Consider the following 19,399-nt stretch of genomic DNA (forward strand, 5'->3'; position numbering starts at 1 on the left):
GTCGGCTCAATGAATACTGAACATTACATAAAGTAATGTTTGAATTGACTGTGCTGAATCCGAAGATTCAATGGTCACTTCGTATCATTGAAACCTAATTTGAAACCCCTCTTTATTAAGAGAAATTTCTAATTGGATTATCATCAACGAGTGCCCACACAGATTGATAGGTCTATATTGTTAAAGAGCTTGCTTCGTAAGCTTTGCTATCGAAGCGGAGGCGTATTCTAAGGAATTAACTTTCAGTGTCAAACACTTTTTTAAATTAATTTTTAGAAGCTTTTCTTTCGCCTTGTTGCCAACCGCTTTTGCGTTTCCGCTTTGCCCTGACAACGGAGGCGCATTATAGGGAGATGATTTTTCTTGGCAACCCCTTTTTAGAAAAAAACTTAAAAAAAAGCATCGAGTGATTAAATCTCACTCAAACGCTTGATTTTGGCACTCAGTTGTTAACTTCAAGTAGCAAATAGGCAATCAGTATGTGTCTACCCAGCTCTCTTTAAAGCTGGTGATATCAAGATCCAGTGATTGCGCCGCTTCGATTTGCTCAATTGCCTCTAATTCTTTATTTACACTATTCATCGTCAATGTGTTGTTGTCTAACTCAAACACTTGTTGTTGCGTTGTGTAATAGAACTTAAGCGTAGTGAGCGCTTTTACATCGTCATTGCTCGCGGCTGCTTTAATGCTTTTTAGTTTACGAAATATTTTGTTGTGCAGTTGCTTGAGCTTCCAAACGTACAGCACCTCTTCCATGTATGGTCGAGTTTTAATTTGATTCAATAAAGAGAGGGAAGTTGCGACTGCGAGAACGACACCAATCAAATTCCAATGAAAGTTTCCCGTTGATTGTTCAGGTACGACTTCAGTGTTGCCAAACAAAACAATAAGCAAGGTACTAAAGGCAAGAGATGAGATAGCGAGCAACGCAACAAAACCGCCAATCACCAGGTTTACTTTCTTTTTATAAATGTCTTTATTTATCTGTTTGATTTCCATATACCACTCCTAACAGGGTTGCCTCCTATTCTAACGAGCACACCCAGCTCCACAATCGAAGCTTTGTAAGTAAGTTCACATTTACTATTAAACTCGCATCCGTTCCCTGCTTAGGTATATACTTCCGCGCATTCACTCTTTCTATATAGAGGCTAAATTCATGCGCTCTTTTGTTTTACGAGCTCGCGCGGCGCCAACCACCAGCAAAGCACTATTAGAAGGTGTTGGTAACGAGGCGCATACCGAGATCCTTGCTCATACCATGATGAACACCATGTTCGTGGCACAATCTCACCGTGAAGATGTGGTTGTCCATTTGGTATTAGAGAGCACGAAGGATTACTCGCGCACGATTACCATTCGTTCAAACGACATTACCAACATTGGCGGTTTTCACGAGTCGACTCTGATTGCAGCGGTTGCTCGTGCGTTGGACGCATCTGTTGGTATGGGTAAAGAGCAGCTTCGTGAAGTTGAGCCGGGTATTACGGTTCGTACAGTGAGCTTCGAACGCTTGGTTCAAGAACTGGCAGAAGACCACCAACTTTATATGTTGGACAAGAAAGGCGAATTTGTTCGTGATGCAGAAATTGGTGAAAACCCATGTTTCTTGCTAACCGACCACATTCCGATGCCGAAGAAGTCGTTCAACAGCTTGAAGCGCCTAGGTACTGAGAAAATCAGCCTTGGACCTAAGATGCTGTTTGCTTCTCAGTGTGTAGTATTGATCCACAACGAACTGGATATCCGCGAATTCTAGTTATTCGCGTATACGTTGCTAGATGATGAAAGAGGACTCGATTGAGTCCTCTTTTTTGTTTCTGACTTTCTATGCCGCGCTTATTTACCGCCAATACTCAATCGAGCAAAACGCACATCTGGCGCGAAGAAAGTGCGGCTATCATTAATAAGCTGCGTATCACCCACAGCTTCTACTTCTTGCAGCATCTTATAGAAGTTACCTGCAACTGTAATTCCGCGCACAGGTTGAACACGTTGACCATCACGGCACAAGAAACCACTCGCACCAAATGAGAAATCACCACTGACAGCATCTGCACCAGAGTGAACCCCTTGCAGTTCCACTAACTCTAGGTACTCACCCGCTTTTACTTCTGACGCACTGCTGTTGCCTGTCGCAATCACTTTGTGATTGGCTGATACGTCTAAGCTCGATTTAGCACCGCGAGCTGCACTTGCTGTCGAGACTGCGCCCAAATAACTTGCAGTCTGGCTGTTGTGTAGCAAGGTTTTCAACTCACCATTAGCAATCATCACATTATCTTGAGTAGCGAAGCCTTCACTATCAAACCCTGCGATAGCCATACCATTGGGCATGTATGCCGCATCGGTAAAGGTGAGAAGTTCACTTGCTACGCTTTGACCAAGCTTATCACCCAGTGGCGTAATGCCTTTCATCGCGCTTACGCCAGAGAAAGCACTGCCGAAAGCACCGAATAAACTTGCTAGCGCATTAATGTGGAAAATAGCAGGGTAGTTACCCGTCGCAACCGGTACACCTTCAAGAAGATCACGAGCAAGGTTATAACCGCCTTCTATACAATAAGCTGGATCCAACTCATCAAAACGGCGACCTAGCGACATTCTACCTGCCATCGACTGTTTGCCGTCTTTTTCAAACAGGGTATACGCGTAACAAGTGAACGATCGCTCGAAATGTTGACATAACGTACCTTGAGTATTCGCGATGATGAGCTGAGTTTCACCGTCACTGTAACCATTGTATGGTGAGCTTGAAGCGTGAGGCAGAGCCACAACACCTTGCTCAAGCGCAAGGGACAGTTCAATTTTCTCATCGACCGATGTGGTATCGTCTTGCGCAATTTCTGCAATATCAGTGGTGATTTGGCTGTTCACGCAACTAATGCTCTGATGTTCATCTTGCTTGGAAAAGCGAGCACTTTGCAGCGCGTTTGTGAGCATCAAATCTAAACTTGGTTGCTCGAGTGATTCAGAATAACTTGTCGCGACACGAGCATCTTTAATAACTCGAACACCCAGCACTTGACTTGAGCTTACTTTGTACTCATCCAGCTTGCCTTGGTTTGCTTTCAGCGAAAAGCTGCTGTTGCAGTTTACAATGACGTCCGCTTCTGCGCCTTGACGCTTTGCTTCTGATAGTACGTAATCAACCGCATTAAGAAGTTGTTTTTCTTGGCTCATTAGTTACCGCCTCCTACCAGAATATTATCTACTTTCAGTGTTGGCTGACCGACTGTTGTTGGTACTGAACCACTTACTGAACCACACATGCCCGGCGCAAGCGCCATGTCTTTGCCGACCATGCTGATTTCTTTCAACACTTTTGGACCCGTACTGATCAGCGTTGCTGTTTTCAGAGGTTTGGTGATTTTGCCATTTTCAATGAGGTAAGCTTCACGAACAGCAAAGTTAAACTCGCCCGTTCCCGGTTGAACCGAGCCGCCGCCCATCTTCTTCGCATAGATACCACGTTCGATACCTGCCAGCATGTCATCAAGTGAATGCTCGCCTTCTTCGATAAAGGTGTTACGCATACGCGAGGTTGGTGCGAACTTGTAGTTCTGACGACGACCAGAACCCGTAGGCTCATAACCTGTCTTCATGCCACCCATTTTATCGACCATAAAGCTGGTTAGCTTACCGTCTTTGATCAATTGAGTGCGCTGAGTCTTCATGCCTTCGTCATCAACATGAATCGAGCCCCATTCGTTGGTCATGGTGCCGTCATCGACAGCATTCACTGCGGTGTGAGCAATCATTTCGCCCATCTTGTCGTGGAATACGGACGCTTTCTTCGCAACCGAAGTGGTTTCGAGTAAGTGGCCACACGCTTCATGGAAGATAACGCCGCCAAAGCCGTTACCAATTATCACTGGCATTTCCCCCGATGGACAAGCATCCGCGCCAAGTTTCACTAACGCTTGCTGCGCGATAGTTTGACCCAGCTCTTTCGCATCAAGCTGTTCGCTGAACTCCCAACCAGCAAGAGCGCCAGGACCTTCCATACCAGAAGACTGCTCATTACCTTTTTGAGCAACGGTGTTACCCGCCACACGAATGTAGTGACGCGTATCGTCTACATGCAAACCTTCTGAGTTGAAGATAGACACTTGTTGCTCGCGCTGAAGCACACTACCAATGAACTGGCTGATGTACTCACTTTCTGCACGCGCAGCTTGGTCAACTTTCAATAGAAACGCGATTTTTGAATCTAAGTTGGCATCCTGACTTAACGGCATGCGGCAACCGTGTTGGATTGGGTAGCGGTTCAAATTTAAAGAACCTGCTGACGCGATTTGTTCACGCTTGTCTTTTGCCGCAAGCAATGAGGTTACGCGTTTTAGCTCGGCTTCGTCCGTGCTATTGGTGTATCCATAAAGCACTTTGTGACCGAAGAAGAGGCGAATACCGATACCAAAATCAATCCCCGAATTGACCTTGTCCACCTCACCAGATGCGATCTGGACGGTGTTAGTTTGATGATGTTCAACGAATAGTTCAGCGAAATCAGCCCCTAAAAAGAGAGCATGATCGATCACTGACTTCGCTGTTGCAGAATTAAGCATGAAGTCTCCTTGCTCGATGATCGTCTTAGCCTTCCTAATTAACTGTGAAAAAGTTCAACAAAGTTAAATTGGCAACACGTTAAATTTTAACAGTTTTTTAACCTTGTTTTGTGCTAATCCTTGCTTAGCGAGACCACGATTATTTATTAAATATTCCAGGTTCTGCTCATTCACCAGAGCGTTGCACTAGTAAATTCCACACAGCAAACCATTTAGGTGCTTACTTTATCACTCACCTCGCATAATTGAATACTCATTATAATTACGCTCAAAAAACGTATCCCTTCCGCAATGGTCCTGCTATCATCCGAACGAAATAGTCGGGGGGCCACACGACAAGTGTTGGCTGAGATCGAAATTCGAGACCCGTTGAACCTGATTCAGTTAGCACTGACGTAGGGAACTATGCACACTTTGCCTTTCGTCGCCCCTCTTAGGTAAGCGATAGCGATCGAAAAATCGATCTATCTGCAACGGTCAAAGTCAGTTCCTATACGTCTTGTAGTAGGAGCGACCATGACGCAGCAATCACAACCTCATTCACATCACACGCCAGCCTTGCCTACCCCTATCGTATTGACCATCGCGGGCTCAGACAGTGGTGGCGGTGCAGGTATTCAAGCCGACATCAAAGCGATGTCCGCAACCGGCAGTTTTGCTTGCTCGGTAATCACGGCGATTACTTCGCAAAATACCCAAGGCGTTTCTGCGATTTTCCCCATTCCTCTCGACCATGTAGAGAGCCAACTTGATGCAGTATTTACCGACCTCAACATCGTTGCAGTCAAAGTGGGCATGCTAGCCGACTCCAACATCATCAAAGTTGTTGCAGACAAAATTAAACAATACCAGCCAAAACACCTCGTGATTGACCCTGTAATGGTGGCCACCAGCGGCGATCTATTACTGGAACAGTCGGCAATCAGCACATTAAAAGAAGAGTTAATTCCACTGGCAGACATCATCACTCCTAACCTGCCAGAAGGTGCAGCATTGACGGGTAAGCCAGTGCCTCAATCAGAATCTGAAATGAACGATATGATTACCGACCTTCGTGCACTTGGTGCCAAAGCTATTCTGCTCAAAGGCGGTCATCTTGAAGAAAATGAAAACAGCAACGATCTGCTGATCATGCAAGACTGTGCCGAGTTAATCAGCGCCAAGCGTTTTCCGACCAAAAACACCCACGGTACGGGCTGTACACTGTCTTCCGCCATTGCGTCTTACCTTAGCCAAGGCAACAACCTACACAAAGCAGTGCACCTTGGTAAGCAGTACATCAGCCAAGCTATCGCACACGCTGATGAATTGGATGTCGGTAAAGGTCACGGCCCTGTGAATCACTTTTTTTCGGGTCATACTTATGTTCGCTAACGCGATTGGCATTCAGCTTTCCGACGCCAGTTTGCAATACAAAGACAGCCAAACACCGACTTTAGCGGGAGTGAACATGACCATTCCTGTCGGTCAATGGACGGTATTGCTCGGGCGAAGTGGCTGCGGAAAAACCACGATATTACGTTACTTAGCTGGTTTACTGGATGACCAAGTTGACTGGTATGGCAAACTCATCACAACCGATGGCGCTGCACTGCATGGCCGTATCGCTTATATGGCCCAGCAAGATTTGTTGCTGCCTTGGCTTAACGTGCTGGATAACGTCTGCCTCAGCTCGCGCTTTTCTCACACCAACTCAAATCCAGCGAATGAGAAACAACGTGCTCTCAACTTGTTAGAGCACGTTGGGTTGGCAGATTACGCTTACGCCAAACCCGCTCAACTCTCTGGAGGTATGCGCCAGCGCGTAGCCCTTGCTCGCACTCTGATGCAAGACAAACCTTTGGTTTTGATGGATGAACCTTTCTCCGCGCTAGATGCGGTCACTCGCCACAAATTGCAAACTCTCTCTGCCGAGTTACTTAAGGACAAAACCGTTGTCTTGATTACGCACGATCCGCAAGAAGCGGTGCGATTGGCACACCAACTCTATGTGTTGCAAGGCACGCCTGCTCAAGCGCAGCACTTGGTTGTTCCGGACTCCAAGCCACCAAGATCTCTCAATGGAGAGTGCGCAGCGCTACAGCAGGCGATTTTGGATCAGTTGGAGAAAGACTATGAGTGATATGACTCAGTACAACTCCGTTTCGGCGCGTATTAGTAAAAAGGAACGCGTAACTCATCCGGCGTTGCGTCTGCTGATCAGCGCAGCCGTGATCTTAGGTTTGTGGCAACTCATTGTAGTGGTGTTTGACATGCCGAGCTTCATCTTGCCTTCGCCAATAGAAGTATTGGATAGATTAATCACTCGATACGACGTGCTACTCAAACACACTTGGGTCACCGCGCAAGAGATCCTTCTTGGCCTCGCACTCGGCTTATCGATGGGGTTGCTATTCGCTTTACAAATGCTGATGTTCGAGCCGCTGAAGCGTTGGTTACTCCCAATTCTGATTGCTAGCCAAGCAATTCCAGTATTTGCTATCGCGCCAGTGCTCATGCTTTGGCTGGGTTACGGCATTGCATCGAAAGTAGTAATGGCGGCGATCATCATCTTTTTCCCTGTAACAACTTGTTGTTATGACGGACTGCGCAACACCCCCACCGGCTATCTCGATCTTGCCAAAACCATGGGCGCATCGAAATGGCAATTACTGCGCCATATTCAACTGCCTGCCGCCCTACCAACGTTAGCGTCTGGTATTCGCGTTGCCGTGGTTATTGCGCCGATTGGTGCCGTGGTAGGTGAATGGGTTGGCTCAAGTGAGGGCTTGGGCTATCTGATGCTGCAAGCCAACGCTCGCATGATCATCGATGAGATGTTCGCGGCGCTGTTTATTCTCGCCGCGCTGTCTATCGCACTCTATTTCACCACTGACAAATTACTGAAAAAAGCCATTCCCTGGGAAAACAAATAGGGAAAGAAAAAGGAAGAACCTCGTGAATAAAAACAAACTCATGAGCGCTGCTGCTCTGCTCGCTTCAATGGTTTCAACTAACGTACTAGCTGCCGAAAAAGAGCTTACTTTAATGCTGGATTGGTTCGTTAACCCGAACCATGGCCCTATCGTGATCGCACAAGAGCGCGGCTACTTTAAACAGCAAGGTTTGAAGGTCAATATCCAAGAACCCGCCGACCCAAGCACTCCACCCAAACTAGTTGCGGCTGGCAAAGTCGATATGGCGATTTCATACCAACCGAGCTTGACCATCGACGTAGCGGCTGGCTTGCCATTAATTCGCTCTGCGACCTTGATTGCTACTCCCCTCAACACATTGATGGTGTTGGATAACGGCAAGAACGATAACCTTGGCGACCTCAAAGGCAAGAAAATCGGTATTGCTATCGCAGGTAACGAAGAGGCGACAATCGGCACCATGCTTGCACAGGAGAACGTGAAGTTTTCTGACGTGCAAATCATCAACGTCGGTTGGGCACTCTCTTCCTCTCTTGCATCAGGGAAAGTAGACGCTATTTGGGGCGGCTTGCGTAACTTCGAAACCAACCAACTTGCGCTAGAAGGCTACAAAGCCAAAGCCTTCTTCCCAGAAGAACACGGCGTACCAGCGTATGACGAACTGGTATTTGTGGCGAATGCAAAAACCTACGACAAAGCCGCTATCAAAGCGTTCAACAAAGCGCTGGAGCAAGCGACTACTTACATCGTCAACCATCCGAAAGAGTCCTGGAAAGAGTTTGTCGCTTACTCACCAGACACGCTAAACAACGAGCTCAACCAACGCGCATGGAATGACACGTTAACTCGTTTCGCGCTTCGTCCATCAGCAGTCGATCTAAAACGCTATGACGACTACGCCGAGTTCATGCACTCACAAAAAATCATCGAAACGCTACCAAAAGCGAAAGATTACGTACCGAGCTTTGACTAATTACGAGGCAGCCCCATTATGAAATACCAAGATTTGATCGACGCTTGCCGCCAAGATTGGCAAGAATACACAGAGCATGCCTTCGTGCAGCAATTGGCCAAAGGCACACTGGCTCAACCTTGTTTTCTACATTACTTGAAGCAAGATTTCTTATTCCTAAAACAGTACGCGCGAGCTTATGCGCTAGCAATCTACAAAGCACGTACGTTAGACGACATGCGCCGCGCACTACCAAGCGTACATGCGCTTTTAGATTCAGAGATTGCCCACCATGTTACCTACTGCGGTCAGTGGGGATTGACGGAATCTGATCTGGAAAACGAGCCGGAAGATTTTGGCACCGTAGCTTACACGCGCTACGTATTGGATGCGGGCATGACGGGCGACTTAGTTGACTTGTATGCCGCGCTCGCCCCTTGCTCCATCGGCTACGCCGCCATTGGTAAAATGCTGATTGAAGATGAAAACACGGTATACGAAGGCAACCCTTACGCAAGTTGGATTAACTTGTACGGCGGTGAAGAGTTCCAATCTGGCGTGGCAAGTGGGGCCGAACACTTTAACCAGCTACTGGCTGAAATCGACATCCACAGCCAGCGCGGTCAAAACCTGATTCAGGTCTTCAAAACCGCAACGCGTATGGAAGTGGCGTTTTGGCAACAAGGTCTAAACGCGCAATAAGGTTAATTGGAGAATCTCATGTTAGTAGAACAAATCACTCAAGCATTAACCGCAGTGCGTCAGCAAAAGCCTTTAGTCGTGAACATTACCAACTACGTGGTGATGAACAACACGGCGAACGCTTTGCTGGCTATCGGTGCTTCGCCTATCATGGCGCATTCAAAGCAAGAAATGGCAGAAATGATGTCGTTTGCTGGCGCTTTGGTGATCAACATCGGCACCCTAGACAGCGTTTGGACACCGCGCATGAGCTACGCGGTAGAGCAAGCCAACTCGAACGGTAAAATCGTTGTGCTCGACCCTGTCGGTTGCGGCGCAAGTTCACTGCGCACCGAAACCTCGCGCGAAATCGCCCGCCTTGCAAACAAGTTAATCATTCGTGGTAATGCTTCCGAAATCATTGCTCTCGCTGGTGAGCAAGCGCAAAGCAAAGGTGTAGATGCACTCGACAGTAGTGATGCGGCCCTTGGGGCGGCTCACTTCTTAGTTGAAGAATACGGAGCGAGCGTGGTGATCTCCGGCGAAACTGACTACATAGTGACAAAAGAGCAAACCGTACAGCTGAATAATGGTCACGAGATGATGCCATACGTAACCGGAATGGGCTGCACACTGACGGCACTGACTGGCGCTTTCGCAGCAATCGGCGACGAAACAGGCCTTGCTGCGGCAGCGGTGCTTGGCGTTGTGGGTGAAATTGCGGCTGAGCAAGCGCGAGGGCCAGGTAGCTTGCAAATGCATCTTTTGGATGAGCTTTACCAACTGGATGAAGAAACACTGGCAACACGTCTTAAATTACAAGTGAGATAATTCGCTTCTCAATGCTTTAAACGCCTCTCACTCCAACGAAAGTGGGAGGCAAAAGGAAACACAATGAACGCCTATCGTTTGTATTTGGTCACCGACGACCAACAAGATTTATCCACTCTCAAACACGTTGTAAGAAAGGCGGTAGAAGGCGGGGTCACCATGGTACAGGTGCGCGAAAAACATGGTGACGTTCGTGCATTTATTGAACGAGCTCAAGCCGTGAAGACGATCCTTGAAGGCACTGGCGTCCCGTTAGTCATCAATGATCGTGTTGATGTTGCCCTTGCCGTCGATGCCGATGGTGTTCACCTCGGACAGTCAGACATTCCTGCGGGGATTGCTCGTCAATTGATTGGCCCAAACAAGATTCTCGGCTTATCGATTGAGACTGAAGAGCAGCTGGCAGAGGCGGATTCTCTGCCCATTGATTACATCGGTTTGAGTGCCATCTTCGCTACACCAACCAAAACCAACACCAAAAAACACTGGGGTATTGAAGGTTTGAAAATGGCGCTGAACACCACATCCTTACCAATCGTCGCGATTGGTGGCATCAACGAAACCAACATTCCTGCCCTGAGTGCGACAGGTGTGCATGGTTTGGCTTTGGTTTCTGCCATTTGTCATGCAGAAAACCCAACCAAAGCAGCAGAATACTTACGTTCTCTGATGGATTAAGACCCCAACGCTTAAGGATGAGCGCCTTTACCCTCCGGATAAATGTCATCAATTCATCACTCAGCCTTCATTCTCTCGTCAAATTGACAAAGCGTTGATAAGTTTTTCACGCCAGATAACGTAAGATAAGCCCCTTATTTTCACGTGGTTGAATAACCCTCAATAAAAACAAAAACGCTCTCAATGAAAACCAAAAAATATGGATTGATGATGCTCGCCTTGTTTGTTCTTGGCATCATCCCAATGTCGCTGTTTGGCTCTTATCACAATCTCACTTCACAGGTGCCTGAAAGTCTGGGTATTACTTTTACTTTGCTCACAGATTCTGCTGGCAGCAAAGGCTTTTTAATTACCTTAACGCTGCTACTGCTTTCTTTATTTCGCTTTAAACCAAGTCGCACTGAGTGGATGCAAAAACTCTCAATGTTAGGGCTGTTACTTGTGATTGGCTTTGCCAGCAAAACGGGGCTAAAACTGATGACAGAAAGCCCGCGCCCATACACGGAATTGCTCGCAGCAGAACAATTGATTGAAACACCAGAAACGTTTTATCAGTTAGATACAAAACAACAAGCCAACGTAATTAACCAGGTTACTGAACACGTCAGTGATTGGCGAACACGCCATTGGCAAGGCGAGAAAGACTATTCTTTCCCATCCGGCCATACGATTTTCGTTTCGATTTGTCTGGCTTTCTTTGGTGGGTTGTTCTTACAGAACAAGTGCTATATCTCTGCACTGTCATTATGGATGTGGGGAATGAGCGTCGCATATAGCCGCTTATGGCTGGGCATGCATCGCCCTGAAGATTTAATAGGTTCGGTCTTGTTTGTCGCGATTGTATTTACTTTACTCCCGACATTTCAGATTAAGAAACAGATGCCGTTTGTTTCTCTCGCTTCGCGCTAATGTGAACGATGACTAGATAAAAAAGAAGCCAGCGATTCGCTGGCTTCTTGCTTTCAAGCGCTACTTTTTTCTAGCCATTTTTTGGTGGTTCAAAGGCTGTTAGTTCTAATTCTGGGCCTGTGTATTTTTCAATACGAACCAGTGCCGAGTTCGCCGCACAGCCGTTTGCAAGTCGAGAGGTCGGAATATCCAACGTTAACACGTTACAACCGCCGTTCTTACAAATGCCGGTTTTCGGATCCAGATCCGGCCAACCGCCTTCATGAATACACACTGAACCTTGCTTGATTCGGTCAGTCACTTCTGCGCCAACCAATACTTGGCCACGGTTGTTAAACGCACGAACTAGATCGCCCGTTTTAATACCACGCGCTTTCGCATCTTCAGGGTGAATCCAAATAGGTTCACGGTTTGCAATTGCGTACTCTTCTCGAATCTTCGCGTAGTTAAACTGGCTGTGTAGACGATGCGCTGCATGCGCGGTCATTAGCTGCAACTCGCCATCTTTTGCATTGCCAGTGTACTCGGTTGGTGCCATCCACGTTGGGTGTGGAGGACAATCTTCCAACTGGTAACCTTCAATCGTTTTCGAGAAGATTTCAATCTTACCACTTGGCGTACCTAGCGGGTTCATGATCGGGTCTTCACGGAAATCCGCGTAACGAACAAACTGTGCGTTCTTCTCGTTCCATTTCATCTCGATCAGTTGGTTATCTTCCCAGAACTTGCTGAAGTTCGGCATTGCTACGCGAGAGCCACGGCCACCTTGTTGCGCCACCTTGTAGAAGCCGTACAGCCATTCCATTTCAGTTTTGCCTTCGGTGTACACATCACGTCCACCCGGTGCTAGCATCTCCGCCATGTCCGCGAATACATCGAAGTCATTACGCGCTTCACCTTGTGGCTCAACCACTTGCTTCATTGGCACCAAGTGTTGGTTACTGTAGTCACCCGTCATCGTTAAGTCGTTGCGCTCGAACGATGTGGTGATTGGCAGAACGATATCCGCATGCTTCGCAGCTGCTGTCCAATAAGGTTCTGAAATCACGATCAGTTCAGGCTTTTGCCACGCTTTAATCAAGCGGTTGGTGTCTTGGTGGTGAGTAAAGTTCGCACCACCTGCCCACCAAATCATCTTGATATCTGGGAACGTCAGTTCATGACCGTTGTGATGGTAGGATTGACCTGGGTTTTCCAACGCCTCGACAATACGCGCCACAGGGAAGCTTTGCACCGCGCCAGACACCGCCCAGTCGTTACCCGCAGAAGAGCCACCACCCAGTGATGCCGAAATCGCAGGAAGTACACCAGCATCACGAGCAGGGTTACCACCGTTTGAGTAGTGGTAAGAGAAACCAAAACCACCGCCCGGTAAACCGATTTGACCCAACATCGTTGCCAGTGTAACCAGCATCCAGTGACGCTGCTCACCGTATTGTTGGCGCTGCATGCCCCAACCCGCCATCAGCATGGTGCGGTTTTTACTGAAGATGTCAGCCAATAGCTCAAGTTGCTTCGCAGGTACGCCACAGATTTGTGATGCCCATTCTGCTGATTTTTCTACGCCATCTTCTTCGCCCATGAGGTACGCTTCAAACTTGTCGTAACCTGCGGTGTATTTATCGAGGAAGGCTTTATCGTGCTTACCTTGTTTCACCAAGGTGTGTGCGATACCCATCATCATTGCCACGTCGGTCATTGGGTGAGGAGCAATCCACTCCGCATTCTCACCAAAGAACTCAATGGTTTCAGAACGAATAGGGTCAATCGCAATAACCGTCTTGCCTGATTTTTTCAATTGATGGAAGAACTCAAGCCCCGCGCAGTCTGTTGAACTCCACGCGATTTTTAGGGTGTTGATCGGGTTTAAGCCCCAAAGCACAACCACATCACTGTGCTCTAGCACCACTGGATACGTGGTTTGTTGCTCGTACACTTCGATAGAGCCCACAACGTGCGGCATGATGATCTGCGCAGCACCCGTTGAGTAGTCACCCAAGTGGCCTGAGTAGCCGCCTGCCATGCTCATGTAACGTTGCAGCAAGGTCTGTGCTTTGTGCAGCACGCCACTTGAACGCCAGCCGTAAGAGCCAGCAAACACAGAAGCTGGGCCATATTCTTTACGAATGCGCATGTGCTGTTCGTGGATCAGCTTGTAAGCCTCATCCCAAGACACACGCACAAACTCATCACTACCGCGCACACCTTCTGGCGACGATGGGTTTGCCAAGTAGCCTTTACGTACCATTGGGTACTTCACACGCGCCTTGGTATGCACTTGGTCAGGCCCAGTAGTTTGTAGACTATTTGGTACAGTTTGTGGCAGAGCATTAGTGGTCGATACTAGCTTGCCATCTTTCACTTCACATAACATTGGGCCCATGCGGCCCGCAGTCAAAATGCCCTTACCACGCTGGTTTGAAGACGCAACAGACATAGGCGCAAAAGAAGTAAATGCCATGGCGCCAGCCGCCAGACCTGTGCCTTTTAGAAATCCACGACGGGTTAAATTAGTCATAATCTTATCCTTCTATTTATCGTTAGTGACCAACCACATCTTTCGCGTGGTGCTGGAAGAACTTAGTAAGAATTTCTAGGTTTTCGGCAGTGATGTCTGTTCGATCACCCATACTCTTCGCCACTGGTCCCCATGCGTTCACCGTGAAGTGATTTGAAGGAATTTTCGCGTGACAAGTTGCACAATAAACGTTGTCTAGCTCTTCTGCGTATGACCAAACTGGGTCAAGCGTATCTACAACAGGAGAATCGATCGTGCCTGTTAGTGACACTGCGCGCCATTCGTTGCCGTAAACGTCGGCCTTAAACTCACCGCCCTCAAGAGCTTGCTGACCTTGCTCGGTTAGCGTTGCTACGATGGCACGTTGACCTTCACCCATGTACAGCACTTGCTCTGCGCCTTTCATTTGGAATGCGTCCAACTTAACAGTACGCTCATCACCTTCAGAGCTGATTACTTCTAACTTCGTCGTTGGGTTAATTTTACCCATCTCACCCATTGCGATTTCAGTCACAGGATAAACGACTCTGGCACCAGGTGATGTTTTTGTGGTGAAGCTCATCAACGTTTCAAATGCCTTGCTGTCTAGCTCAGCTTCTGGTGCAAAGTGAGCAACGCCTTTGTGACAATCGATACACGTTTGATCGTTCGCTTTTGCGTACTCGTGCATTTTCGCTGCATCGCGAGATTGCTCAAATTCTTCCATCGCGTCAAAGTCGTGGCAAGAACGGCACGTTGCAGAGTCGTTTTCACGGAACTGCTCCCACACCATCTCCGCAAGCTCTTTGCGGTGCGCTTCGTATTTTTCTGGCGTGTCGATCTTGCCAGTCACGAACTCATGGTAGATGTCTTTCGATGCACGAATCTTCGTGATCAGGTAGTCCATCGGTTCTTGTGGGATGTGGCAATCAGAACACTCGGCACGAATGCCTTTCGCATTACTGAAGTGCACTGAGCCTTGGTACTCTTTGTAAGGGATTTCCATAGAGTGGCACGAGAGACAGAACTCAGTATCAGAGGTGTAATGCATCACCGCTGCAGTACCACCTAATGTTAACCAGCCCACACCAATGCCGGCAGCAACCAGCAGTGCAACATATCGTTTTTTTATTGACATAATTAGCAACACTTCCAAATAAAATGTAATTATAGATCGCAAAATACTACTTTATGGGTAGCTCTCTCTTGATCCACATCATTTCCGTGTTGCTCTATGTGTCTCAAGTATGAAATTTCGTTATTTTCATCCCATAAATGAATATTCAGTAAGAATTCATTATCCAACCAGGCATTCACCACACAAATCACTTTTGTAAGTGCAACCGTTTGATTAAAGAGATAAGAGGATGAGAAACTGGCTCTCTACATAAATGCTGTAAGGACACGCATGTCAGTTTATATTGAGACTCACCGAAGCCGATTAAGACCTATCGAAGCCAGCGATTGGGAACTATTTCAGCGATTACATTCCGAACCAGAGATCATTGAGCTCTGTTTTGATCGCCCGAGCGAAAAACAAATAAAAGAAAAATTTGCTTCGCGATTATTACCATGGACACCAGACAGTCCGCACTGGCTTTGCCTCGTCATACTCGATAAGCAATCTGAACAACCGATTGGCGTCACTGGCCTTGCCATTGAAGAAGGTAACGCAGAGGTAGGTTACTTACTTTTGCCTGAATTTCATAGCCGACAGTTTGGAACAGAAACCCTTCAAGCGCTTCTAAATTGGGCGAGAGCAACACATGACATCGACCGCTTTTCCGCTACGGTCACTGAAGGGAATATTGCTTCAGAGCGTGTTCTCATGAAGTGCGGATTCGAGCTATCTGAAGTCATTCCTGACGCATACCAAATTGGCGACAAGCGTTACGCCGACAAAATCTACTCACTACAAAAATAAGGATGTATTTTGAATAAAGTAGTCATCGTTACTGGCGCAAGCCGAGGCATTGGAGCCGCGACGGCGAAAAAACTGGCCGAGCAAGGCTATGCCGTGTGTGTTAATTACCGTGCGCAAAGTGAAGCAGCTCACCAAGTGGTCAGAGACATACAAGCAAATGGCGGAAAAGCGATCGCCGTTCAAGCAGATGTATCTGACGAGCAACAAGTGCTCAACCTTTTCGATGCAACAGAAAACGCACTAGGCTCAGTCACCCATTTGGTCAACAACGTTGGCATTCTATTTACTCAGTCACCGTTGGCGGAAATCAGCTTAGAACGCTTTCAGAAAGTAATGAACACTAATGTGAATAGCTGCTTTCTCTGTTGTAGAGAAGCGGCGAAGCGATTCAGTACTGGTGGCGCAATTGTGAATGTTTCTTCTGGGGCATCACGCTCAGGCGCGCCATTTGAATATGTCGATTACGCCATATCAAAAGGCGCAATGGATACCTTAACCAAAGGGCTATCGCTTGAGTTGGCAGACCGAAATATTCGCGTCAATGGCGTTCGACCTGGTTTCATTTATACCGATATGCACGCCGATGGTGGAGAACCAAACCGCGTGGATAGGCTCAGCCCTCAAATTCCACTGAAACGGGGCGGTACGGTAGAAGAAGTGGCGAATGCGATCGCTTGGCTACTCAGTGATGAAGCTTCTTATGTTACAGGCTCTTTTATCGATCTTTCAGGCGGTAAGTAAAATGGAAGTCAACATTCGACAAGCAAGTCCCGACGATTTGGATGCAATTTTTGAATTAAACCTACAAATCAACGCACTGCATTTTGCCAATGCGCCTGAAGCTTTTGTAGCACCTTCGGAAGACGACCGAGCGTTCCTCACTCAGGCTCTCGAGAATGATGAACGCTTGTTTTTAGTCGCAGAACATGAAAAGGAGGTAGTCGGCTTTTTAACCGCGATGATCACTCAGAATGAAACCGTCAGCTTTCTGATAAAAGATCCTATTTGTCGAGTAGGAACGATTGTTGTCGATGAGGAGCAAAAGCAACAAGGCATCGGTCGCCAACTACTTGAGGCTTGTGAGCAATGGGCTCGCGATGCCAATGCTACACAAGTTCGATTAGAAGTGATGGAATTCAATCAATCAGCACAGCGGTTTTACGACAAGCAAGGTTTTAAAACTAACTCACGCATTATGCTGAAACATTTGTAACGATAACGACAATTAAGCGCTTTTCACGACTAAAGCCACCTAAATCGCATTTATCGATGCAATTTATCCCCTGATTTTAGAAAAGACGATATGATGTGCGGATAAAGGAGATTCGAACATGATTTATCTTTTCGATTGGGGGAACACCTTAATGGTGGATTTCCCTCACGCACAAGGAAAAATGTGCGATTGGGAACACGTAGAAACGATTCCTCTGGCCAAAGAAACACTGGCAACACTTTCCCAAAATCATGCTATTTACATTGCGACCAGTGCGTCTGATTCCAACATGGAAGAGATTCAGCGTGCATTCGTCCGCGTCGACTTAGACCAGTACTTAAATGGCTACTTTTGTTTTGCCAATCTCGGCATCGCTAAAAACCAACCTGAGTTTTATCTTACTATCGCAAAACAGCTAGGGGTTAACGTGAGTGAGTTAACCATGGTTGGCGACTTGCCTCATAAAGACATTTACCCTGCAATGCAAGCTGGCGTAAATACGATTTGGTTTAATCCAACAGGAGCCAATGCGCCGGCCGATCCCATTCCGAACCAAATTCGCTGTTTATCTGAACTCGTACCTTAACCATCACTAACCTGCACTAATCAAGGAAGATGAATGCAAATCAGACCCATCCAGGTAAGCGATATCGAGCGCTTTACCGAACTGTGGAACCGAGTCTATGCCGAAGGTAAATACCTGCGCAGTCCGGCTCCAGATAAAGACACCCTGACCAATATTTTACGTCGCGTAGAACTTGAATCGATTCCTCAATTTGTTGCTTTGGACAATCACGCTCTGATTGGTAGTGTAGAGGTTTTTCCTGCCGAACTGTGCGGTTATGAAGGCGGTCAACTCACTAGCACAGGCATTTTAGGTATTCATATCGATAGAGCGTTCAGAGGAAAAGGGCTAGGTAAGCAGCTATTGTCTGTCGCACTTAAAAGTGCCTGGGAATATGGTTACGACACCATTGTACTTAATGTTTATAAGGAAAACCTTGCCGCGATAGCGTTGTACGAACGATTTGGATTTGAGCACCATGGTGAACTAGGAGAAGTCTCTCTCCCCAATGGCGAAGTGTTGATGAGTCAGAAGATGATGTTAAGCGCGCCTAACAACCCTCAGTAACGTGCCCTCGGACGATAGACTCTGTGGATGCTTGATTTACATAATAGAAATAGCATGCCTCTTCTGCCAAGGTATACCCTTGCGGCCAAATGTACACCACCCGATCCAGACCTGACTGGTCGACAAATTGATAATCGGGAATAGACACAAAGTGGGTACTGTTTGGGTGTTGCTGACCAATAATACAAAAGTCACTGCCTTTGCAGGGAACATCAATTTTGGACACGCCACTCTGCGGCAAATCGATTTCTAATAACGCGCCAATGCTATTGGCGCTCGCTTCTGGCATACCACTTAAGGTTTTTACGTTCCTATCAATATAGTGGACTTGGTTTTGCTCGGCAGCATTGTCTATCACCACTCGGGCGTTAAAAAATTTAAGCGCGGTACCCAATGACGAATTGGAACTGTGTAACATCGACGCATAGGCTTGGCGATGAATGTGGAGTAGTGTTGGCAACGCAGCCAAAGCGATGAAAGCCAAAGTGGCGAGCACTATGGTGATTTCCATCAGAGTAAATCCCTTTAATCTCACTTTTTTATCTCAGCAGAATGAATGGTCGTTTGCCTCACATCCATGTGAGACCTTGCCAATATATCGCTGATTTAAAACGTTTAAAGCCCTAGTAGATGACAAACAAGAGTCATGGGCCAAAGTTGAGACCGCTCGCCAAGTTACTATGCAAACGCACACATTTATGTGTCAATTTTAGGACTTTATTTATCAATCACTTATTTACTGAAGTAGATTACCCGAGTAGTGGAACGTTATTACGAACAAGTCCGCGACGTACGTTAGTGCACATCTTCCCGAAACGACGGATCTCATCAAACTGCGGAATCACACCCCGCTCCATTGCCGACTCCCAATAAGTAACCTCTGAATCGACCATTTCTAATAATTTCTTTGGACAACCGATGCACTGCCCTTCCGGCCCACACACAAAGGTTTCCGGTTCGTAAATCGGTAGTTCAGCTTTTACTTGCTCGATGATATTACGCATCGCGGTCATTCGGTCTGGCTTTGCCGTCATCACTCTGCTCCACGGATTAAGATGAAGCAGAATTGTACTCACTGGCACGTGAATGTCCCTACCCA

21 protein-coding genes and 1 riboswitch are annotated in these 19,399 nt (G+C 47.2%); of the genes, 14 read left to right on the top strand and 7 right to left on the bottom strand.

All coding sequences use genetic code 11. The features are described from left to right. Positions 1 to 474: 474 nt before the first annotated feature. Complete coding sequence (locus EX191_RS20880) at positions 475 to 999, bottom strand: DUF3087 domain-containing protein (RefSeq protein WP_193448412.1); 525 nt, start codon at positions 997 to 999, stop codon at positions 475 to 477. A gap of 160 nt (positions 1,000 to 1,159) precedes the next feature. Here EX191_RS20880 and trmY point away from each other — a divergent pair, with 160 nt between their 5' ends. Continuing rightward, positions 1,160 to 1,759 carry a tRNA (pseudouridine(54)-N(1))-methyltransferase TrmY gene (gene trmY, locus EX191_RS20885; RefSeq protein WP_005459965.1) on the top strand — a complete coding sequence of 200 codons (600 nt, stop codon included), beginning with the start codon at positions 1,160 to 1,162 and terminating at the stop codon, positions 1,757 to 1,759. An 80-nt stretch (positions 1,760 to 1,839) separates the two neighbouring features. Here trmY and EX191_RS20890 read toward each other — a convergent pair whose 3' ends face one another. Together EX191_RS20890 and EX191_RS20895 are read right to left on the bottom strand one after the other, a co-directional pair. Then, entirely contained in the window at positions 1,840 to 3,183 is a 1,344-nt protein-coding gene (locus EX191_RS20890; protein WP_193448413.1) for a TldD/PmbA family protein, read from the bottom strand. Beyond that, positions 3,183 to 4,568 (bottom strand): TldD/PmbA family protein, encoded by a 1,386-nt coding sequence (locus EX191_RS20895; RefSeq protein WP_193448414.1) that lies wholly within the window; start codon positions 4,566 to 4,568, stop codon positions 3,183 to 3,185. Before EX191_RS20895 ends, EX191_RS20890 begins: the two co-directional genes overlap by 1 nt. Positions 4,569 to 4,879: 311 nt before the next feature. Next, a riboswitch (TPP riboswitch) is annotated at positions 4,880 to 4,987 on the top strand. Positions 4,988 to 5,084: 97 nt separating this feature from the next. Here EX191_RS20895 and thiD point away from each other — a divergent pair. The 8 genes from thiD (at position 5,085) to EX191_RS20935 (ending at position 11,534) form a co-directional block, all read left to right on the top strand. After that, on the top strand, positions 5,085 to 5,942 hold the full coding sequence (gene thiD / locus EX191_RS20900; RefSeq protein ID WP_161445034.1) for a bifunctional hydroxymethylpyrimidine kinase/phosphomethylpyrimidine kinase: 858 nt from the start codon (positions 5,085 to 5,087) through the stop codon (positions 5,940 to 5,942). Further along, entirely contained in the window at positions 5,932 to 6,690 is a 759-nt protein-coding gene (locus tag EX191_RS20905; protein ID WP_193448415.1) for an ABC transporter ATP-binding protein, read from the top strand. The genes thiD and EX191_RS20905 overlap by 11 nt, the downstream gene beginning before the upstream one ends. Continuing rightward, positions 6,683 to 7,483, top strand: a complete 801-nt coding sequence (locus tag EX191_RS20910) for an ABC transporter permease (RefSeq protein ID WP_025501221.1) — start codon at positions 6,683 to 6,685, stop codon at positions 7,481 to 7,483. Before EX191_RS20905 ends, EX191_RS20910 begins: the two co-directional genes overlap by 8 nt. 22 nt (positions 7,484 to 7,505) lie before the next feature. Next, positions 7,506 to 8,456: an ABC transporter substrate-binding protein gene (locus EX191_RS20915; protein ID WP_193448416.1), complete on the top strand. Its 951-nt coding sequence runs from the start codon at positions 7,506 to 7,508 to the stop codon at positions 8,454 to 8,456. An 18-nt stretch (positions 8,457 to 8,474) separates the two neighbouring features. Next, complete coding sequence (gene tenA, locus EX191_RS20920; protein ID WP_182035157.1) at positions 8,475 to 9,137, top strand: thiaminase II; 663 nt, start codon at positions 8,475 to 8,477, stop codon at positions 9,135 to 9,137. 18 nt (positions 9,138 to 9,155) lie between these two features. Next, positions 9,156 to 9,947 (top strand): hydroxyethylthiazole kinase, encoded by a 792-nt coding sequence (gene thiM / locus EX191_RS20925; RefSeq protein ID WP_029831508.1) that lies wholly within the window; start codon positions 9,156 to 9,158, stop codon positions 9,945 to 9,947. A 63-nt stretch (positions 9,948 to 10,010) separates the two neighbouring features. Continuing rightward, the gene (gene thiE / locus EX191_RS20930; protein WP_193448417.1) at positions 10,011 to 10,625 is read left to right on the top strand and encodes a thiamine phosphate synthase; all 615 of its coding nucleotides are present in this window, start codon (positions 10,011 to 10,013) and stop codon (positions 10,623 to 10,625) included. Positions 10,626 to 10,808: 183 nt separating this feature from the next. Then, positions 10,809 to 11,534 (top strand): phosphatase PAP2 family protein, encoded by a 726-nt coding sequence (locus EX191_RS20935; protein WP_182035868.1) that lies wholly within the window; start codon positions 10,809 to 10,811, stop codon positions 11,532 to 11,534. Between the two features lie 70 nt (positions 11,535 to 11,604). Here EX191_RS20935 and EX191_RS20940 read toward each other — a convergent pair whose 3' ends face one another. Then, positions 11,605 to 14,052, bottom strand: coding sequence for a trimethylamine-N-oxide reductase 2 (locus EX191_RS20940; protein ID WP_193448418.1), 2,448 nt, complete (start codon positions 14,050 to 14,052; stop codon positions 11,605 to 11,607). A 22-nt stretch (positions 14,053 to 14,074) separates the two neighbouring features. Then, the gene (locus EX191_RS20945) at positions 14,075 to 15,169 is read right to left on the bottom strand and encodes a NapC/NirT family cytochrome c (protein ID WP_085344579.1); all 1,095 of its coding nucleotides are present in this window, start codon (positions 15,167 to 15,169) and stop codon (positions 14,075 to 14,077) included. A gap of 270 nt (positions 15,170 to 15,439) precedes the next feature. On the opposite strand from EX191_RS20945, the gene EX191_RS20950 reads away from it, so the two are divergent. The 5 genes from EX191_RS20950 (at position 15,440) to EX191_RS20970 (ending at position 18,300) form a co-directional block, all read left to right on the top strand. Next, a complete protein-coding gene (locus tag EX191_RS20950; protein ID WP_193448419.1) occupies positions 15,440 to 15,955 on the top strand; it encodes a GNAT family N-acetyltransferase in 516 nt (171 codons plus the stop codon). Positions 15,956 to 15,964: 9 nt separating this feature from the next. Then, entirely contained in the window at positions 15,965 to 16,696 is a 732-nt protein-coding gene (locus EX191_RS20955) for a glucose 1-dehydrogenase (protein WP_161446011.1), read from the top strand. Position 16,697: 1 nt separating this feature from the next. Next, the gene (locus EX191_RS20960) at positions 16,698 to 17,168 is read left to right on the top strand and encodes a GNAT family N-acetyltransferase (protein WP_193448420.1); all 471 of its coding nucleotides are present in this window, start codon (positions 16,698 to 16,700) and stop codon (positions 17,166 to 17,168) included. A gap of 118 nt (positions 17,169 to 17,286) precedes the next feature. Beyond that, positions 17,287 to 17,754 (top strand): HAD family hydrolase, encoded by a 468-nt coding sequence (locus tag EX191_RS20965; protein WP_006740991.1) that lies wholly within the window; start codon positions 17,287 to 17,289, stop codon positions 17,752 to 17,754. A 33-nt stretch (positions 17,755 to 17,787) separates the two neighbouring features. Then, positions 17,788 to 18,300, top strand: a complete 513-nt coding sequence (locus EX191_RS20970; RefSeq protein WP_006740990.1) for a GNAT family N-acetyltransferase — start codon at positions 17,788 to 17,790, stop codon at positions 18,298 to 18,300. Here the strand turns inward: EX191_RS20970 and EX191_RS20975 are convergent. Both EX191_RS20975 and EX191_RS20980 read right to left on the bottom strand, forming a co-directional pair. After that, the gene (locus EX191_RS20975) at positions 18,284 to 18,811 is read right to left on the bottom strand and encodes a hypothetical protein (RefSeq protein WP_005391876.1); all 528 of its coding nucleotides are present in this window, start codon (positions 18,809 to 18,811) and stop codon (positions 18,284 to 18,286) included. The two genes, EX191_RS20970 and EX191_RS20975, sit on opposite strands and share 17 nt — an antisense overlap. Before the next feature lie 238 nt (positions 18,812 to 19,049). Then, positions 19,050 to 19,334, bottom strand: coding sequence for a hypothetical protein (locus EX191_RS20980; protein ID WP_046875577.1), 285 nt, complete (start codon positions 19,332 to 19,334; stop codon positions 19,050 to 19,052). Positions 19,335 to 19,399: the final 65 nt, after the last annotated feature.

The organism is Vibrio chemaguriensis, assembly GCF_012275705.1.
Classification (GTDB): domain Bacteria; phylum Pseudomonadota; class Gammaproteobacteria; order Enterobacterales; family Vibrionaceae; genus Vibrio; species Vibrio diabolicus.

Bases quoted from the DNA above. Each gene is read 5' to 3' on its own strand.
- EX191_RS20880 (WP_193448412.1), bottom strand. From the start codon at position 999: ATGGAAATCAAACAGATAAATAAAGACATTTATAAAAAGAAAGTAAAC.
- trmY (WP_005459965.1), top strand. From the start codon at position 1,160: ATGCGCTCTTTTGTTTTACGAGCTCGCGCGGCGCCAACCACCAGCAAA.
- EX191_RS20890 (WP_193448413.1), bottom strand. From the start codon at position 3,183: ATGAGCCAAGAAAAACAACTTCTTAATGCGGTTGATTACGTACTATCA.
- EX191_RS20895 (WP_193448414.1), bottom strand. From the start codon at position 4,568: ATGCTTAATTCTGCAACAGCGAAGTCAGTGATCGATCATGCTCTCTTT.
- thiD (WP_161445034.1), top strand. From the start codon at position 5,085: ATGACGCAGCAATCACAACCTCATTCACATCACACGCCAGCCTTGCCT.
- EX191_RS20905 (WP_193448415.1), top strand. From the start codon at position 5,932: ATGTTCGCTAACGCGATTGGCATTCAGCTTTCCGACGCCAGTTTGCAA.
- EX191_RS20910 (WP_025501221.1), top strand. From the start codon at position 6,683: ATGAGTGATATGACTCAGTACAACTCCGTTTCGGCGCGTATTAGTAAA.
- tenA (WP_182035157.1), top strand. From the start codon at position 8,475: ATGAAATACCAAGATTTGATCGACGCTTGCCGCCAAGATTGGCAAGAA.
- thiM (WP_029831508.1), top strand. From the start codon at position 9,156: ATGTTAGTAGAACAAATCACTCAAGCATTAACCGCAGTGCGTCAGCAA.
- thiE (WP_193448417.1), top strand. From the start codon at position 10,011: ATGAACGCCTATCGTTTGTATTTGGTCACCGACGACCAACAAGATTTA.
- EX191_RS20935 (WP_182035868.1), top strand. From the start codon at position 10,809: ATGAAAACCAAAAAATATGGATTGATGATGCTCGCCTTGTTTGTTCTT.
- EX191_RS20940 (WP_193448418.1), bottom strand. From the start codon at position 14,052: ATGACTAATTTAACCCGTCGTGGATTTCTAAAAGGCACAGGTCTGGCG.
- EX191_RS20945 (WP_085344579.1), bottom strand. From the start codon at position 15,169: ATGTCAATAAAAAAACGATATGTTGCACTGCTGGTTGCTGCCGGCATT.
- EX191_RS20950 (WP_193448419.1), top strand. From the start codon at position 15,440: ATGTCAGTTTATATTGAGACTCACCGAAGCCGATTAAGACCTATCGAA.
- EX191_RS20960 (WP_193448420.1), top strand. From the start codon at position 16,698: ATGGAAGTCAACATTCGACAAGCAAGTCCCGACGATTTGGATGCAATT.
- EX191_RS20965 (WP_006740991.1), top strand. From the start codon at position 17,287: ATGATTTATCTTTTCGATTGGGGGAACACCTTAATGGTGGATTTCCCT.
- EX191_RS20970 (WP_006740990.1), top strand. From the start codon at position 17,788: ATGCAAATCAGACCCATCCAGGTAAGCGATATCGAGCGCTTTACCGAA.
- EX191_RS20975 (WP_005391876.1), bottom strand. From the start codon at position 18,811: ATGGAAATCACCATAGTGCTCGCCACTTTGGCTTTCATCGCTTTGGCT.
- EX191_RS20980 (WP_046875577.1), bottom strand. From the start codon at position 19,334: ATGACGGCAAAGCCAGACCGAATGACCGCGATGCGTAATATCATCGAG.